We start from the raw sequence: 15,229 nt of genomic DNA on the forward strand, positions 1-15,229 counted from the left end.
GCCGCATCTTCCCCTTCCTCTTCCTCAGTGACTAAGGACGGCCCGCATGGCCAACAGTGCTCTTCTGGTGATGGACGTTCAGCGAGACGTGGTGGACATCGCGCACGGCAGAGGCGCGTTCGCCGCAGGCGCGTACGGCGGAGGGGCGGGTGACAGCTCGGAGTACCTCTCCCGCCTGGGCAAGGCGATCGACGGCGCCCGAGCCGTGGGCATCCCCGTCATCTACGTGGTGATGGGCTTGCGCGCGGACAAGGCGGAGGTGAGCCCGCGCAACAAGATAGTCAGCACGGTCGCGCAGGCCGGCCTCTTCACGGAAGGCAACCCCGGGAACGAGATCCACCCGGACATCGCCCCCCAGGAGGGCGACGTCGTCGTCACGAAGCGGCGCGGCAGCGCCTTCTCGGGCAGCGACCTCGACCTGGTCCTCCGGGCCCGCGACATCGAAAGACTCGTCCTCACCGGCATCGCCACCAGCGGCGTCGTCCTCCACACCGTCTGCGCAGGCAACGACCTGGACCTCGACCTCACCGTCCTCGGCGACGCCTGCCTCGACCTCGACCCCGAAGTACACCGATTCCTGACGGAGAAACTGTTCCCGCAGTGGTTCGACGTGCTCACGGTAGAGGAATGGGTCACGACGATCGCCCCGTGAGGCGGCCGCCCACGGGGCCGACCGGGTGGGCGGGATGGGCGCGGGCGGACGTAACATGCCGCGAATGACGACGACTCCGGCATCGGCTTCGGCCTCGGCTGATGAGGCACTGCGGCCGTTTCGCATTGATGTGTCCCAGGGCGACCTCGACGATCTGTACGGGCGTCTCGATCGCACGCGGTGGCCGGACGAGCTGCCGGGGGTGGGCTGGGCCTACGGCGCTCCGCGCGGCTATCTCCAGGAGCTGGCGCACTACTGGCGGCACGCGTACGACTGGCGGGCGGCCGAGGCGGAGCTGAACCAGTGGCCGCAGTTCACCACCACGATCGACGGCGCGAACGTGCACTTCGCGCACATCCGGTCGCCCGAACCGGACGCGACCCCGCTGCTCATGACGCACGGCTGGCCCGGCTCGATCGTCGAGTTCGCCGACGTCATCGGCCCGCTGACCCGGCCCCGCGCCCACGGCGCCCCGGACGCGGAGGCCTTTCACCTGGTGCTCCCCAGCATCCCGGGCTTCGGCTTCTCCGGGCCCACGGTGCAGACCGGCTGGGAGCTGAAGCGCGTGGCCGCCGCGTTCGCCGCGCTCATGGAGCGCCTCGGGTACGAGCGCTACGGCGTCCAGGGCGGCGACTGGGGGGCGGGCATCTCCAGGGAGCTCGGCCGCACCCGGCCGGAGCGGGTGACGGGCGTCCATCTGAATCTGCTGCCGAACGCGTTCCAGGCCACGGAACCCACCCCGGAGGAGCTCGCGCCGCTCGACCCGGGGGAGCGGGAGCGCGCCTCGGCCTCCTGGGCCCGCTTCCAGGCGTGGAGCCGCGACCGCCAGGGGTACGCCGACATCCAGGCCACCCGGCCGCAGACGCTCGCGTACGGCCTGACCGACTCCCCGGTGGGGCAACTGGCCTGGATCGTCGAGAAGTTCAAGGAGTGGACCGACTCCGAGCACCGGCCCGAGGACGCGGTGGACCGCGACCGGATGCTCACCAACGTGATGCTGTACTGGCTCACGGGCACGGCCGGTTCGTCCGCCCGCATCTACTACGAGCGCGCCCACGCGGACTACTGGGGCGCCCCGCCCGAGCCGTCGGCCACCCCGACCGCACTCGCGGTCTTCCCGCACGACAACTTCATCCCCCTGCGGCACATCGCGGACCGCACCAACAACGTCGTGCAGTGGACGGAGTACGACCGGGGAGGCCACTTCCCCGCACTGGAACAGCCCGCGCTCCTCGTCGACGACATCCGGAGGTTCTTCCGGAGCCTCAAGGACTAGGGGCTGCCGCCCCGGACCGGACGTCGGCAGTCGGCGGGCCCTCAGGCGCGGTCGTGGAGGGTGACGTGGTAGCCGTCGGGGTCGGCGAAGGTGAAGGTCCGGCCGAAGGGGCCGTCGACCGGCGCGGAGACGATGGTGTGGCCGTCGGCGACGAGAGCGTCGTGGATGGCCTGGGCGTCGGTGGCGTGGAGCCAGATCGCGGCACCGATGCCGGGCCGGGCAACGGATGCGAGGTCGGTGCCGGGAAGGACGTCGCGGAGTGCGAACGCGATCGGCTTCGTCTCGAAGACGACGGCGTGCGGCGGCCCGGTCGGGGAGCGGACCAGGCCGAGGTACCGCTCGTAGAACGCCTGCGCGGCGTCGAGGTCGCGCGCTTGGAGCGAGATGAAGTCGGGGCCGGTGACGGGCATGGTGATGCTCCTTCTCTCCGTGTCAGTATCCTGACACAGGTCACCCTATGTCAGAATGCTGACATGAATCAAGACGGTGTCGACCTGGAGACGTCACTGGGCTACCTGCTGAAAGAGGCGTCGAGCGTTCTCCGCTCGGCCATGGAGGAGGTGCTGCGGCCGCTCGGGATGAGCGTGACGCACTACTCCTGCCTCGAACTGCTCGCCCAGCGGCCTGGCTTGTCGAACTCCGAGCTGGCGCGGGGCGCGTTCGTGACGCGGCAGTCGATGAACGTGCTGCTCCAGAACCTGGAACGAGAGGGCTACGTGACCAGGCCCGCGGAGGCGCCCGTCGGGAAGGCGCTCCCCGCGCGGCTCACGCCTCGCGGTCGGCAGAGCCTGGAGAAGGCGACCGCGGCGGTCCGGTCCGTCGAGGTCAGAATGCTGTCCGGCATGAGCGAGACCGAGCAGTCGGACGCGTTCCGGGCCCTGAAGGGCATGATCCACTCCCTGCGCGAGGGGAACGCCGGTCGCTAGCCCGTTCCCCGGTCCCTGCGCGAGGGCAACGGCGTTCGCCAGCTCGTTCTCCGACGTACGTCCCCGGCGGTCCGCCGGGCGATCCGGCGGCCGTGTCTTCGCCGGGTGTCAGGCCAGCAGCCGTGCGAGCGCGGCCATTTCCGTCTCCGGGTCCACGACGGGCTGGATCACCAGCTCGTCGACCCCCGCCTTCTCCAGCGCGTTGATCCGCTCGGTGACCTCGTCCCTGGTGCCGACCAGGCCGAACCTGTCCACCAGGGAGGGCACGATGAGCTCCCGGTCCTCGGGGGCGAGCCGGCCCAGGTAGTTGCGGTAGAGGGCCTGGTGACGCTCGGGATCGGTGGGCGTGGTGCCGCGCAGCCGGAGCAGGCGGTCGACAGCCGCGGCCTCTTCCGGAGGGAGGGCCGCGCGGAAGGCGGGGTTCTCCGCGCCGAGGATCAGTGCGCTCAGCGCGATGTGCCCCACCGCGTCCTTGACCGGATCGCCGTAGCGGTCCTCGCCGTCGTCGAGGACGTACAGGGAGGACATGAGGTACGAACGGGCCTTGGCGGCGCTGTCCGCGTCCCGGGCCGCCGCCTGCCGGGCCTGGCCGAGGGCGGTCCAGGCCGCGGGGTCGTGGAGTCCGAAGGAGATCACTCCCGCGCCGAGCCGCCCCGCGACCGCGGCGGCCTTCAGGCCGAACGCGGCGACGACGAACTCCACGGGATCCTGGGTGTTGACGTACGGACCGGCGTGCAGGAACCGCACCCTGCCGACCCGGGGCCCCTCGCGGTAGTCCGTCTCACGGCCCGCGGTGAGATCCTGCAAGGCGGCCGTGAACGACTCCAGCTCCGCCGTCCTGGTCGGCCGCATGCCGAGCGTGCGGCGGGCCGTGTTGCCGGTGCCGACCCCGCAGACGACGCGGCCGGGGGCGAGGGCGTTGAGGGAGCTGACGGCCGCCGCCGCGGCGGGCGCGGAACGCAGTGCCGGTGAGGTGACACCGATGCCGAGCCTGATCCGGCGGGTGGCCTTGGCGCAGAGGGCGAGGCTCACGAACGGGTCGCCGTGGACCATCGGCGTGTCGTACACCCAGAAACTGTCGAAGCCGAGTTCCTCCGCGCGGGCGGCCAGGTGTTCCACACCCGGCCCTGCTGTCGTGACGATGCCGGTGCGCATGGCGAATCTCCTCGCCGTCGAGTGTCGAGTGAGGTGGCTGAACCACTCGTGGTTGCGGTTCGCTCGGCCACCGGTGAGGAGGCGTCGAATCGGCTGATCCGTCACCGGTGCATCGTGCGACGGGCTGCCGACCGAGTCCGGGGGCGGACGACGAACGTGGCCTTCCCACCCCGGCCCGCTTCCACACATAGGGCGCCCGGGGATCCCGCACCCGCCGGCCCGAGAGACGCCTCCGAGCGGCGCTGTTTGACCTTGACACCGTGACAAGGTCTTCACTGCTCGTCCAGGAGGTGGTCGCGATGACGGTCACGAGGCAGGACGCGGACGGGACGCGGGCGGTTCAGGGGCTATCGGACGGCCGGGCGTCCGTGCGGCTGCGGGCGGCACTGGAGGTGGGGACGGCGCCCGACCCGCGCTTCGTGGACCAGGTCGTCGAGCGGTGTGCGGTCGAGCCCGAGTTCTTCGTCCGGGACATGCTGACCTGGGCGCTCACCCGTCACCCGGTGGTGGTGACGCTTCCCGCGCTGCTGCGCGAGACCCGTTCGGAGCGTGCGCAGGCGCGCAGCCAGGCGCTGCACACGCTGTCCAAGATCGGGGACCGGCGGGGGTGGCCCGCGCTCACGCGGACGCTGTTGTGCGACGGCGACGACGAGGTGGCGCGGAGCGCCTGGCGGGCCGCGGTCGTGCTCGTACCGGAGGGCGAGGAGCCCGCGCTGGCCGCGGTGCTGGCGACGCAGCTCGGGCGGGGTGGCCGGGAGACGCAGCTGAGCCTCAGCCGGGCCCTCGCCGCGCTGGGGGAGGGAATCGTTCCGGCGCTGCGGGCTGCGACGATGGCCCCTGACCCGCGCGTGCGCACGCACGCGCTCGCCACGGAACGCCTGCTGCGCGACCCCGACGCCGGATTCGAGCTCGCGGTCGAGGAGGCGAAGCGCGTCGTGGCTCTCCAAGGGCCCGGCCAGGAGGGACGGTAGGACGTGTTGATCGGTGAGGTGGCGCGCCGCTCCGGGGTGAGTGCCCGCATGCTCCGGCACTACGAGTCGCTCGGCCTGGTGCGCCCCTCGGTCCGTACGGGCTCCGGCTACCGGGAGTACTCCGGGGCGGACGTCCAGCGGATCTTCCACGTCGAGAGCCTGCGGTCGCTGGGGCTCTCGCTGCGCGAGATCGGACGCGCGCTCGACGACCCCGGCTTCACGCCCGCGGCGCTCGTCGACGACCTCATCCGTCAGACGCGTGAGCGCATCGCGGCACAGACCGAGCTGCTCACGCGGCTGCGCCGGATCGACGCGGCTGACCCCGCCGACTGGGAGGGCGTCCTCCAGGCCGTCGCGCTGCTCCAGGCGCTGGGGTCGAAGCGGGCCGACGTGCGCCAGCGGGCGGCCCTCTCCTCGGCCGACGAGGTGCCGGTGCCGGTGGAGGCCCTGGTCGAGGCGGCCCTGGGCGAGACCGACCCGAACGTCGCCGGGGCCCTGCGGTGGGCCCTGGCGCGCTCGGACGGCGACGGCCCGGCCCTGCTGGCCGAGGCCCTCGCCGCACCGGAGGCCGCGGTGCGCGAACGCGCCGTTCAGTGCCTCGCCGAGATGCCCGGCGACGAGGCCGCGGCGCGGCTGCGGGACGCCCTCGCGAGCTCCGACGCCGTGGTGCGCGGATATGCGGCACTGGCCCTCGGGGCATCCGGTGTGGCCGACGCCCTCCCCACCCTCGTCGACATGATCGTGGAGGGACGGCGCGACACGGACGCGGCCGACGCGCTGAGCGTGCTGGCGAGCGATACCGCGACGGCGGACCGGATCGCGGGCATGCTCGTCGACCGCCTCGCGCACGACGCGACCCGGGCGCCCGCACGCGGACGGCTGACCCAGGCGCTGGCGGGCGTCCCGGGAGGGACGGCCGCCCGCGCCCTCGTGGAGCTGTCGCACGACGCGGACCGTGCCGTGGCCGTGACCGCGGCGTATCTGCTCCAGCTGCGCGACGCCCGGTGAGGGGCCGTGCCGCGGCGCCGGTGCCATGGGCGCCCGCCTACCGGGCGAGTGCGGCCGGTTCGTCCAGGCGCGTCAGCTTCCGCGGATTGCGGACCACGTAGATCCGGGTGACCCGGCCGTGTTCCACCGCGAGGCTCACCGCGGCGGGTGCGCCGTCGAAGGCGACGCGGCCCGCGGGGGCGCCGTTGAGCCAGACCGGCCGCGCGTCGAGGGCGGTGACCACCCGGTGGGCGCGGGCGAGCAGGGGCGCTACCGCGTCCGCCCCGCGGATCGGGGTCAGCGCGGCGGCGACGAGGCCTCCGCCGTCGGCGATCATGACCACGTCCGGGGCCATCACCTCCATCAGCTCCTGGAGGTGCCCGGTGCGCAGCGCGGCCAGGAACCGGTCCACCACGGCCTGCTGCTCCGACCGGCTCACCCGCACCCGGGGGCGCCGGGCCGCCACGTGCTCGCGGGCCCGCCGCGCGATCTGCCGGACCGCGGCCGGGGACTTCCCGACGGCCCCGGCGATCTCGCCGTACGGCACCTCGAAGACCTCGCGCAGGACGAACACCGCCCGCTCCGTGGGCGCGAGCGTCTCCAGGACGGTCAGCATCGCGACGGAGACGCTGTCGGCGAGTTCGACGTCCTCGGCGACGTCGGGGCTGGTGAGCAGCGGCTCCGGCAGCCACTCGCCGACGTAGTCCTCGCGGCTGCGCGAGAGTGTGCGCAGCCGGTTGAGGGCCTGGCGCGTGACGAGCCGGACGAGGTAGGCCCGGGGGTCACGCACCCCCGGGCGGTCGACGTCGGCCCACCGCAGCCAGGACTCCTGGAGCACGTCCTCGGTGTCGGCCGCCGAGCCGAGCATCTCGTAGACGACGGTGAACAGCAGGCTGCGGTGGATGACGAAGGGGTCGTCGGTCATGACGCGGAGGCCGCGCCGGACCGCTGCGGACGAGCCGCCAGGGGGATCTCGCAGGCGGACGAGAAGCCCTGCGACTCCACCCCGTTCGCCACGTTGGCGCGGGTCGCCAGGTTGACGAAGGCGATGAACGCGGTGAGTTCGACCATCGCCGCCGGGCCGAGCCGCCCGAGCAGGCCCGCGTACAGCTCGTCGGTGACGGTCAGCGGTGTGCTGCTCATGGCCTCGGCGTACTCCATGACGTCCCGCTCCAGCGGGGTGAAGACCTCCGCGTCGCGCCAGCGCGGCACCTGGCTCGCCTTGGCCAGGTCCAGCTGGGCGTTGTGCGCCTGGAAGTAGCCGACGTCCAGGCACCAGCCGCACCCGACGAGGGCCGCGACGGCCATGTGCGCGAACGACTTGAGGCTCGCGTCGGCCGCGTCCCAGGCGCCGACCTTGCTGCCGAACTCCAGGTTGTCCCGGGCGACCTGGGGGCTGTGCCAGACGACTTCGACGTTCTCGGGCACGGCCCCGAGCTGGTCGATCATGTTCCGGGTGAGCTCGGCGGGGAGCTCGGCCTTCGGGATGCGCAGGGCCATGGCGGTTCTCCTTGGACGAGTGCCTGATCGGCTGTTCGCCATGAAGACACCGCCGGGCCCGCGGATGTGACACCCGGGGTCAGGACCGCGCCGCCACCTTCCGGGCCCACCGGTAGTCCGCCTTGCCGCTGGGCGAGCGCTGGATGTGGTCGGTGAACACCGCGGAGCGCGGGATCTTGTAGCCCGCGAGGCGGGCACGGCAGTGGGTCTGGAGGGTGTCCAGATCCAGCGGCGCGGCGCCGGCGCGGAGCTGGACGACGGCGGCGACCCGGGTGCCCCAGCGCTCGTCGGGCACCCCGGCGACCAGCGCGTCGTACACGTCGGGATGGGACTTCAGGGCCTGCTCGACCTCTTCGGGGTACACCTTCTCACCGCCGGTGTTGATGCACTGCGAGCCGCGTCCGAGGACCGTGACGATGCCCTCGGTGTCGACCGTGGCCATGTCGCCGAGCAGGACCCAGCGCTCGTCGCCGCGCTGGAAGAAGGTCTCGGCGGTCTTCACGGGGTCGTTGTAGTAGCCGAGCGGGACGTGGCCGCGCTGGGCGATGCGGCCGGGCTCGCCGACGGCGACCGGCTCGTGGGTCACCAGGTCCACCACCTGCGTACGGGAGTTGACCTGGATGCGGAAGCCGCGCTCGGGCCCCGAGTCGTCCGTGGCGGTGCCGTTGAAGCCGGACTCGGACGAGCCGAAGTTGTTGAGGAGCATGACGTTCGGGGCGAGCCGCGCGAACTGGGCGCGGACCGTCTCCGACATGATCGCGCCGGAGGAGGAGACGCTGAACAGGGAGGACAGGTCCGTGCCCGCGCAAGGCCCGGTCAGCGCGTCGATCAGGGGCCGCAGCATCGCGTCGCCCACCAGGGAGACGCTGGTGACCCGCTCGCGCTCGATGGTGCGCAGCACCTCTTCGGGGGCGAACCTGCGGTGGATGACCAGGCGTTGGCCGAAGTGGAAGCAGATGAAGGCGGTCAGCGTCGAGGTGCCGTGCATGAGCGGGGGCGTCGGGAAGAACGTGATGCCGTCGCCGCCCGTCGCCACCCGCTCGGCCACCTCCTCGGGCCGGGTGACCGGCTCGCCCGTCGGCGCTCCGCCGCCGAGCCCGGAGAAGAACAGGTCCTCCTGGCGCCACATCACGCCCTTGGGCATGCCGGTCGTGCCGCCGGTGTAGATGATGAACAGGTCGTCCGCGGAGCGCGGTGCGAAGCCGCGCGCGGGCGAGCCGGACGCCTCCGCCTCGGCGAAGGGCACCGCCCGCGGTCCGGCCGCGGCGGCCTCGCCGACCCGGATCAGATGCCGCAGCCCGGGCGCGCGGGGGAGCGCCGCCGCCACCCGCCCGGCGAACTCCGCGTCGAAGACGAGCGCCGCCAGGTCCGCGTCCCGGTAGAGATAGGCCAACTCCTCCTCGACGTAGCGGTAGTTGACGTTCACCGGCACCAGGCGGGCCTTGAGGCAGCCGAGGACCGTCTGGAGGTACTCCACGCCGTTGTACAGATGCAGGCCGAGGTGCTCGCCGGGGGTGAGGCCGCTGTCGATCAGGTGGTGGGCGACGCGGTTGGCGGCCGCGTCGAGCTCCGCGTACGTCAGACGGCGCTCGGCCCCGGTGCCCGGGTGGTCCAGATGCACGAGCGCCTCGCGGTCCGGCACCGCGTCGACGACTGACTCGAACAGGTCGGCAAGGTTGTACTCCACCGCTCCTCCTGACCCCGACGCCGTGACGTGCCGCTGTGGCGGTCATCAGAGCAGAGGCACCCGGAAGGCGGAAGGGGCCGTGCGGAAGAAATCTGACTGAGTGTCAGAATGCTATTGAACTGGCACCTCGCCTCCTGCAACCTGTTCCAGGTCTGAATGACGGGAGGACGGCCATGGGTGGCACGGAACATCTCTCCGTGCGGCGCGAAGGCGCCACACTGGTGCTCACATTGAACCGGCCCGAAGCCAGGAACGCGCTCTCGCTGCCGATGCTCGTGGGCCTGTACGACGGCTGGCTGGCCGCCGACGCGGAGGACGGCGTGCGGTCCGTCGTCCTCACCGGGGCGGGCGGGGCGTTCTGCGCGGGCATGGACCTGAAGGCCCTGGCGGGCAAGGGGATGGAGGGCGCCGAGGACGCGGCGTGCCGCGCGCGCCTCGCGGCGGATCCCGATCTGCACTGGAAGGCGATGCTGCGCCACCACCGGCCGCGCAAACCCGTCCTGGCCGCCGTCGAAGGGCCCTGCGTGGCCGGCGGCACCGAGATCCTCCAGGGCACCGACATCCGCGTGGCGGGGGAGTCCGCGACCTTCGGGCTCTTCGAGGTCAGGCGCGGGCTCTTCCCCATCGGCGGCTCCACGGTGCGCCTCCAGCGGCAGATCCCGCGCACCCACGCCCTGGAGATGCTGCTCACCGGCCGCCCGTACACCGCGCGGGAGGCCGCCGACGTGGGCCTCATCGGCCACGTCGTGCCGGACGGCACCGCCCTGGAGCGGGCCCTCGCCATCGCCGAGCGGATCAACGCCTGCGGCCCCCTCGCCGTCGAGGCGGTCAAGGCCTCCGTCTACGAGACCGCCGACCTGAGCGAGGCCGACGGGCTCGCCGCCGAACTCAAGCGCGGCTGGCCCGTCTTCGACACCGCCGACGCCAAGGAAGGCGCCCGCGCCTTCGCCGAGAAGCGCCCGCCCGTCTACCGGCGGGCCTGACCCGAGGAGCCGGCCCCGTGCCCGACGCGCTCAGCGCCCCCATGGTCGTGGAGTTCCCCTTCACCCGCTCCCTCGGCCCCGTCCAGTCCGCCTTCCTCACCGGCCTGCGCGCCCGCACCGTGCTCGGCGTGCGCACCACCGCGGGCCGGGTGCTCGTCCCGCCCGTCGAGTACGACCCCGAGACCGCCGAGGAGATCCGGGACCTGGTCGAGGTCGCCGCCACCGGCACCGTCACCACCTGGGCCTGGAACCCCGCGCCCCGGCGCGGCCAGCCCCTGGACACCCCCTTCGCCTGGGTCCTCGTCCGCCTCGACGGGGCCGACACCGCGCTCCTCCACGCCCTGGACGCGGCGGGGCCCGACGCCGTCCGCACCGGTCTGCGCGTGCGCGTCCGCTGGGCCGCTGAACGCACCGGCGCCATCACGGACATCGCCTGCTTCGAACCCTGCGAGGAAGGCCCGACGGATCATCAGGTCACCGCGCACGGCGGAGCGTTCGCGGGCGACGCCGTGACCGGGATCGTCGCCCCCGCCCGCCTCGACTACACCTACACCCCGGGCCGCGCCCAGACCGGCTATCTGGCCGCCCTGGCCGAGCGCCGCACCGTCGGCGAGCGCTGCCCGCGCTGCAGCAAGGTGTACGTGCCGCCGCGCGGCGCCTGCCCCACCTGCGGGGTCGCCACCGCCGAGCAGGTGGAGGTCGGGCCGCGCGGCACCGTCACCACCTTCTGCGTGGTCAACATCAAGGCCAAGAACCTCGAGATCGAGGTGCCCTACGTGTACGCGCACATCGCCCTGGACGGCGCCGACCTCGCCCTGCACGGACGCATCGGCGGCATCCCCTACGACCAGGTCCGCATGGGGCTGCGCGTCGAACCGGTGTGGTCCGAGGACGGGCGCCACCCCGACCACTACCGGCCGACCGGCGAGCCCGACGCCGACTACGACACGTACAAGGAGCTGCTGTGACAGGGGAGTTCACCGGCGCGCCCAGGAACGTGGCGGTCGTCGCCTGCGCCCAGAGCGACCACCGGCGCCGCACCGACGAGCTCTCCGAGGTGGAGATGCTCATGCCGGTCCTGCACGAGGTCCTGGAGCGGACCGGCCTGACCACCGCCGACATCGGCTTCACCTGCTCCGGATCCAGCGACTACCTCGCGGGCCGGGCCTTCTCCTTCACGATGGCGCTCGACGGCGTCGGCGCCTGGCCGCCGATCTCCGAGTCGCACGTGGAGACGGACGGCGCCTGGGCGCTGTACGAGGCCTGGGTGAAGCTCCTGACCGGCGACGCGGACACCGCGCTCGTCTACGCCTACGGCAAGTCCTCGCCCGGATCCGTACGGGACGTCCTCACCCGCCAGCTCGACCCCTACTACGTGGCCCCGCTGTGGCCCGACTCCGTCGCCCTCGCCGCCCTCCAGGCCCAGGCCCTCATCGACGCGGGCCACACCGACGAGCCCGCGCTCGCCGCCGTCGCCGCCCGCAGCCGGGACGCGGCCGACGGCAACGCCCACGCGCAGCTGCCCGGCGCGCGCCCGCAGGGGGAGTACGTCGTCCGCCCGCTGCGCACCGGCGACTGCCCGCCGATTGGCGACGGAGCCGTCGCCGTGGTCCTGGCGGCCGGGGACCGGGCCCGCGCGCTGTGCCCGCGCCCCGCCTGGATCCGCGGCATGGACCACCGCGTCGAGGCCCACTCCCTCGGCGTCCGCGACCTCACCGAATCGCCCTCCACGCGCCTGGCCGCCGAGCGCGCCGGAGCCTTCGCGCGGCCCGTCGACACCGCCGAGCTGCACGCGCCCTTCACCTCCCAGGAAGTCGTGCTGCGCAAGGCGCTCCGGCTCGACGACAGCGTCCTCGTCAACCCCTCGGGCGGCGCGCTCGCCGCCAACCCCGTCATGGCCGCCGGGCTCGTCCGCGTCGCCGAGGCCGCCGGGCGGATCCACCGCGGCGCGTCCGACCGCGCGCTCGCCCACGCCACCTCCGGCCCCTGCCTCCAGCAGAACCTGGTCGCCGTCCTGGAAGGGGAGGCCCGTGCCTGAAGCCGCCACAGCGAAGGAGCACGTCGCGGTCGTCGGGATCGGCCAGACCAAGCACGTCGCCGCCCGGCGCGACGTGTCCCTCGCCGGGCTCGTCCGCGAGGCCGCGCGCCGCGCGCTCGACGACGCCGAGCTGGGCTGGGCCGACATCGACGCCGTCGTCATCGGCAAGGCCCCCGACTTCTTCGAGGGCGTCATGATGCCCGAGCTGTACCTCGCCGACGCGCTCGGCGCGGTCGGCAAGCCCCTGCTGCGCGTGCACACCGCGGGCTCCGTCGGCGGCTCCACCGCGCTCGTCGCCGCCAACCTCGTCGCGAGCCGCGTCCAGCGCACCGTGCTCACCCTGGCCTTCGAGAAGCAGTCGGAGTCCAACGCCATGTGGGGGCTCTCCCTGCCCATCCCCTTCCAGCAGCCGCTGCTCGCGGGCGCGGGTGGCTTCTTCGCCCCGCACGTACGCGCGTACATGCGGCGCAGCGGCGCCCCCGACGCCGTCGGCTCCCTGGTCGCGTACAAGGACCGCCGCAACGCGCTGAAGAACCCCTACGCGCATCTGCACGAACACGACATCACCCTGGAGAAGGTCCGGTCCTCGCCCATGCTGTGGGACCCCATCCGCTACTCCGAGACCTGCCCGTCGTCCGACGGCGCCTGCGCCATGGTGCTCACCGACCGCGCCGGGGCCGCCCGCGCGCCCCGCCCGCCCGCCTGGGTGCACGGCGGCGCGATGCGCAGCGAACCCACGATGTTCGCGGGCAAGGACTACGTGTCCCCGCGCGCCGGGCGGGACTGCGCCGCCGACGTCTACCGGCAGGCGGGCATCGCCGACCCGCGCCGCCAGATCGACGCCGTCGAGATGTACGTGCCCTTCTCCTGGTACGAGCCGATGTGGCTGGAGAACCTCGGGTTCGCCGCCGAGGGCGAGGGCTGGAAGCTCACCGAGTCCGGCGTGACAGAACTGGACGGTGACCTTCCGGTGAATATGTCGGGCGGTGTCCTGTCGACCAACCCCATCGGCGCGTCCGGCATGATCCGCTTCGCGGAGGCCGCGCTCCAGGTGCGCGGCCAGGCCGGGGAGCACCAAGTCGACGGCGCCCGCAGGGCACTTGGGCACGCCTACGGCGGCGGCTCGCAGTTCTTCTCGATGTGGCTCGTCGGGTCCGCACCTCCCACGACCTGACGCGGGTGCTTCCGCCCCGCCGCCGTCCTCACGTCGCGGCCTGTGCGGCACCGGGGCGGAAAGCTAGGCTGGCGGCGGACGACGCACTGGGAGGAGCACGGACGTGGCCGACAGCACCACCACCACTCAGCAGCATCCGCTAGCGGGCTGGGAGAAGCCGGATCTGGACCTCAGCGCCGCCGAATGGCGGTCGAGCAGCGAGGGCCGCGGCGACGTGCAGATCGCCTTCGTCGAGGGCTTCATCGCGATGCGCAACAGCGGGCGTCCGGAGAGCCCTTCGCTGATCTTCACGCCCGCGGAGTGGGGGGCGTTCGTGCACGGGGCCCGGGAAGGGCGCTTCGACCTGACGTGACCCCGGGGACCGTCGGCCACCGGCGGTCACGTGTCAGCCGCGCCGCCTTGGGCGGGCGCGGACCGGAGGGGCCCGGCCCGGCACACCCGGCCCGGGGCGGGCGTCCGTCTCCGGGTCAGCCCGCGATGTCGCGCACCACGCGCAGCGCGACGTCCACGTCCCGCGGCGAGTTCATGACGCCGGTGCCGATCCGCGCGTACCCCAGACTGTCGTGGTACAGCGAGGACAGCCGGACCTTGCGTGCGGCCGCCCGCTCGACCACGGCGGAACCGGGAAGGTCCCGCACGCTGAAGCAGGTGATGCCCGCGGACATCCCCGGTGCCACGGGCGTGTGCAGCCGTACGCCCGGGATGCGGGCGAGACCCTCCTTGGCCCGCGTCGACAGCTCCGCGATCCGCCCGGCGACCCGGGAGCGGCCCAGAGCCTGGTGGAACGCGACGGACACCGGCAGGGCGAAGGCGTGCTCGTAGGCGAGGAAACCCCCCGGTGACAGCGGGGCGGCGCCGTCGTCCCCCATGAAGCTCGCGAACGTCGGGCGCACCTGCGCCAGCGCGTGCGGAGCCAGCCACACCAGGGCGGTGCCGCGCGGCCCGAGCAGCCACTTGTGCGTGCCCGCGACCACCACGTCGGCACCCAGGCGCGCGGCGTCGGCGTCCACCGCGGCGAGCCCGTGCACCCCGTCGACCACCAAGAGGCAGCGATCGGCCTCCGCGCGGCCCCGGTTGGCCTCCCGGACCACCTCGGCGACGGCCTCGACCGGCATCCGCACCCCGGTCCTGGACTGCACCCAGGTGACACCGAGGACACGGGTCGTGGGGCGCAGCTGCGCCCGGACCGCGCTCACCACCTCCTCGGCGGTGGCCTCCCCGGAGTCGGCGAACCACGGGACGAGGCGCACCCGGGCCCCGTGCTTCTCCGCGGCGAGGCGCGCGGCGCCCTGGTGCACCGTGTGGTCGTCCTCGCTGAGCAGGAACTCCTGGCCGGGGCGGACGCGCACGCCGTTGTACACGAGGCCGAGGCCGATGGTGGTGCTCGCGGCGAGCGCGATGTGCTCGGCCTCGCCGCCCAGGTACCCGGCGAGGGACTTCCGCACGCGGTCCCAGTCCGTCGGCCCGTCGGGCAGGGACAGCTTCGTCGGCACCAGCATCGGGTCGGCGTCGAGCTGCCGGGCCAGGTGGTCCACGGCCGCCCGCACCGCCCGCGGCTGCGAGGCCAGATAGAACGTCGCCAGATGGACCCAGGCCGGGTCGAGGCGGAACTGCGCCCGCACCGCCCCCCAGTCCGGCCGCCCGTCGGGCCCCAGCAGCCGCCGGCCGCCCGCTCCGGCGGTGTCGACCGCCTCGGCGACCCCGCCGCCCCACGCCGCCACCGCCGCGGAACCGACCGCACCCGCCAGCACACTGCGCCTGTCCACCCTGGTACCTCCCGACATCGGAACCCGGCCACGGACGAGGATCTCGTAGAGCAGGCGGTCGCGATGTCCCGATCGGCGTCGAACACCCCCCTGGGCACCCCCGGCCACCCGACC

16 protein-coding genes are annotated in these 15,229 nt (G+C 73.3%); 10 read left to right on the top strand and 6 right to left on the bottom strand.

Features of this window, described 5'->3' with window-relative positions; genetic code table 11:
• Positions 1–46: 46 nt before the first annotated feature.
• Together C9F11_RS39925 and C9F11_RS39930 are read left to right on the top strand one after the other, a co-directional pair.
• Positions 47–652 (top strand): cysteine hydrolase, encoded by a 606-nt coding sequence (locus C9F11_RS39925; RefSeq protein ID WP_138965046.1) that lies wholly within the window; start codon positions 47–49, stop codon positions 650–652.
• Between the two features lie 64 nt (positions 653–716).
• The gene (locus C9F11_RS39930; RefSeq protein ID WP_138965048.1) at positions 717–1,928 is read left to right on the top strand and encodes an epoxide hydrolase family protein; all 1,212 of its coding nucleotides are present in this window, start codon (positions 717–719) and stop codon (positions 1,926–1,928) included.
• Positions 1,929–1,969: 41 nt separating this feature from the next.
• On the opposite strand, the gene C9F11_RS39935 is transcribed toward C9F11_RS39930, so the two are convergent.
• Positions 1,970–2,338 carry a VOC family protein gene (locus tag C9F11_RS39935; RefSeq protein WP_138965050.1) on the bottom strand — a complete coding sequence of 123 codons (369 nt, stop codon included), beginning with the start codon at positions 2,336–2,338 and terminating at the stop codon, positions 1,970–1,972.
• A 63-nt stretch (positions 2,339–2,401) separates the two neighbouring features.
• On the opposite strand from C9F11_RS39935, the gene C9F11_RS39940 reads away from it, so the two are divergent.
• On the top strand, positions 2,402–2,854 hold the full coding sequence (locus C9F11_RS39940) for a MarR family transcriptional regulator (RefSeq protein ID WP_138965052.1): 453 nt from the start codon (positions 2,402–2,404) through the stop codon (positions 2,852–2,854).
• A gap of 108 nt (positions 2,855–2,962) precedes the next feature.
• Here the strand turns inward: C9F11_RS39940 and C9F11_RS39945 are convergent, their stop codons facing one another.
• Positions 2,963–4,009 (bottom strand): LLM class flavin-dependent oxidoreductase, encoded by a 1,047-nt coding sequence (locus C9F11_RS39945; RefSeq protein WP_138965054.1) that lies wholly within the window; start codon positions 4,007–4,009, stop codon positions 2,963–2,965.
• 299 nt (positions 4,010–4,308) lie between these two features.
• Between C9F11_RS39945 and C9F11_RS39950 the strand changes: the two genes are divergently transcribed.
• On the top strand, positions 4,309–4,980 hold the full coding sequence (locus C9F11_RS39950; protein ID WP_138967555.1) for a HEAT repeat domain-containing protein: 672 nt from the start codon (positions 4,309–4,311) through the stop codon (positions 4,978–4,980).
• A 3-nt stretch (positions 4,981–4,983) separates the two neighbouring features.
• Positions 4,984–5,988 (top strand): MerR family transcriptional regulator, encoded by a 1,005-nt coding sequence (locus C9F11_RS39955; RefSeq protein ID WP_138965056.1) that lies wholly within the window; start codon positions 4,984–4,986, stop codon positions 5,986–5,988.
• 37 nt (positions 5,989–6,025) lie between these two features.
• On the opposite strand, the gene C9F11_RS39960 is transcribed toward C9F11_RS39955, so the two are convergent.
• From C9F11_RS39960 to C9F11_RS39970, 3 genes are all read right to left on the bottom strand, one after another.
• Positions 6,026–6,892: an RNA polymerase sigma-70 factor gene (locus tag C9F11_RS39960; protein ID WP_138965058.1), complete on the bottom strand. Its 867-nt coding sequence runs from the start codon at positions 6,890–6,892 to the stop codon at positions 6,026–6,028.
• Entirely contained in the window at positions 6,889–7,467 is a 579-nt protein-coding gene (locus C9F11_RS39965; protein WP_138965060.1) for a carboxymuconolactone decarboxylase family protein, read from the bottom strand. The genes C9F11_RS39960 and C9F11_RS39965 overlap by 4 nt, the downstream gene beginning before the upstream one ends.
• A 79-nt stretch (positions 7,468–7,546) precedes the next feature.
• On the bottom strand, positions 7,547–9,154 hold the full coding sequence (locus C9F11_RS39970) for an acyl-CoA synthetase (RefSeq protein WP_138965062.1): 1,608 nt from the start codon (positions 9,152–9,154) through the stop codon (positions 7,547–7,549).
• Between the two features lie 173 nt (positions 9,155–9,327).
• Between C9F11_RS39970 and C9F11_RS39975 the strand changes: the two genes are divergently transcribed.
• The 5 genes from C9F11_RS39975 to C9F11_RS39995 all read left to right on the top strand — a co-directional run bounded on the left by C9F11_RS39975 (position 9,328) and on the right by C9F11_RS39995 (position 13,701).
• Positions 9,328–10,137, top strand: a complete 810-nt coding sequence (locus C9F11_RS39975; RefSeq protein WP_138965064.1) for a crotonase/enoyl-CoA hydratase family protein — start codon at positions 9,328–9,330, stop codon at positions 10,135–10,137.
• Between the two features lie 17 nt (positions 10,138–10,154).
• A complete protein-coding gene (locus C9F11_RS39980) occupies positions 10,155–11,105 on the top strand; it encodes an OB-fold nucleic acid binding domain-containing protein (RefSeq protein WP_138965065.1) in 951 nt (316 codons plus the stop codon).
• A complete protein-coding gene (locus tag C9F11_RS39985; protein WP_138965067.1) occupies positions 11,102–12,175 on the top strand; it encodes a thiolase domain-containing protein in 1,074 nt (357 codons plus the stop codon). The genes C9F11_RS39980 and C9F11_RS39985 overlap by 4 nt, the downstream gene beginning before the upstream one ends.
• Positions 12,168–13,349, top strand: a complete 1,182-nt coding sequence (locus C9F11_RS39990; protein ID WP_138965069.1) for a thiolase domain-containing protein — start codon at positions 12,168–12,170, stop codon at positions 13,347–13,349. The genes C9F11_RS39985 and C9F11_RS39990 overlap by 8 nt, the downstream gene beginning before the upstream one ends.
• 103 nt (positions 13,350–13,452) lie before the next feature.
• The gene (locus tag C9F11_RS39995; protein ID WP_138965071.1) at positions 13,453–13,701 is read left to right on the top strand and encodes a DUF397 domain-containing protein; all 249 of its coding nucleotides are present in this window, start codon (positions 13,453–13,455) and stop codon (positions 13,699–13,701) included.
• 115 nt (positions 13,702–13,816) lie between these two features.
• Here C9F11_RS39995 and C9F11_RS40000 read toward each other — a convergent pair whose 3' ends face one another.
• Positions 13,817–15,115: an aminotransferase class V-fold PLP-dependent enzyme gene (locus C9F11_RS40000; RefSeq protein WP_249402080.1), complete on the bottom strand. Its 1,299-nt coding sequence runs from the start codon at positions 15,113–15,115 to the stop codon at positions 13,817–13,819.
• Positions 15,116–15,229: the final 114 nt, after the last annotated feature.

This window comes from Streptomyces sp. YIM 121038 (assembly GCF_006088715.1).
Classification (GTDB): domain Bacteria; phylum Actinomycetota; class Actinomycetes; order Streptomycetales; family Streptomycetaceae; genus Streptomyces.

Bases quoted from the DNA above. Each gene is read 5' to 3' on its own strand.
- C9F11_RS39925 (WP_138965046.1), top strand. From the start codon at position 47: ATGGCCAACAGTGCTCTTCTGGTGATGGACGTTCAGCGAGACGTGGTG.
- C9F11_RS39930 (WP_138965048.1), top strand. From the start codon at position 717: ATGACGACGACTCCGGCATCGGCTTCGGCCTCGGCTGATGAGGCACTG.
- C9F11_RS39935 (WP_138965050.1), bottom strand. From the start codon at position 2,338: ATGCCCGTCACCGGCCCCGACTTCATCTCGCTCCAAGCGCGCGACCTC.
- C9F11_RS39940 (WP_138965052.1), top strand. From the start codon at position 2,402: ATGAATCAAGACGGTGTCGACCTGGAGACGTCACTGGGCTACCTGCTG.
- C9F11_RS39945 (WP_138965054.1), bottom strand. From the start codon at position 4,009: ATGCGCACCGGCATCGTCACGACAGCAGGGCCGGGTGTGGAACACCTG.
- C9F11_RS39950 (WP_138967555.1), top strand. From the start codon at position 4,309: ATGACGGTCACGAGGCAGGACGCGGACGGGACGCGGGCGGTTCAGGGG.
- C9F11_RS39960 (WP_138965058.1), bottom strand. From the start codon at position 6,892: ATGACCGACGACCCCTTCGTCATCCACCGCAGCCTGCTGTTCACCGTC.
- C9F11_RS39965 (WP_138965060.1), bottom strand. From the start codon at position 7,467: ATGGCCCTGCGCATCCCGAAGGCCGAGCTCCCCGCCGAGCTCACCCGG.
- C9F11_RS39975 (WP_138965064.1), top strand. From the start codon at position 9,328: ATGGGTGGCACGGAACATCTCTCCGTGCGGCGCGAAGGCGCCACACTG.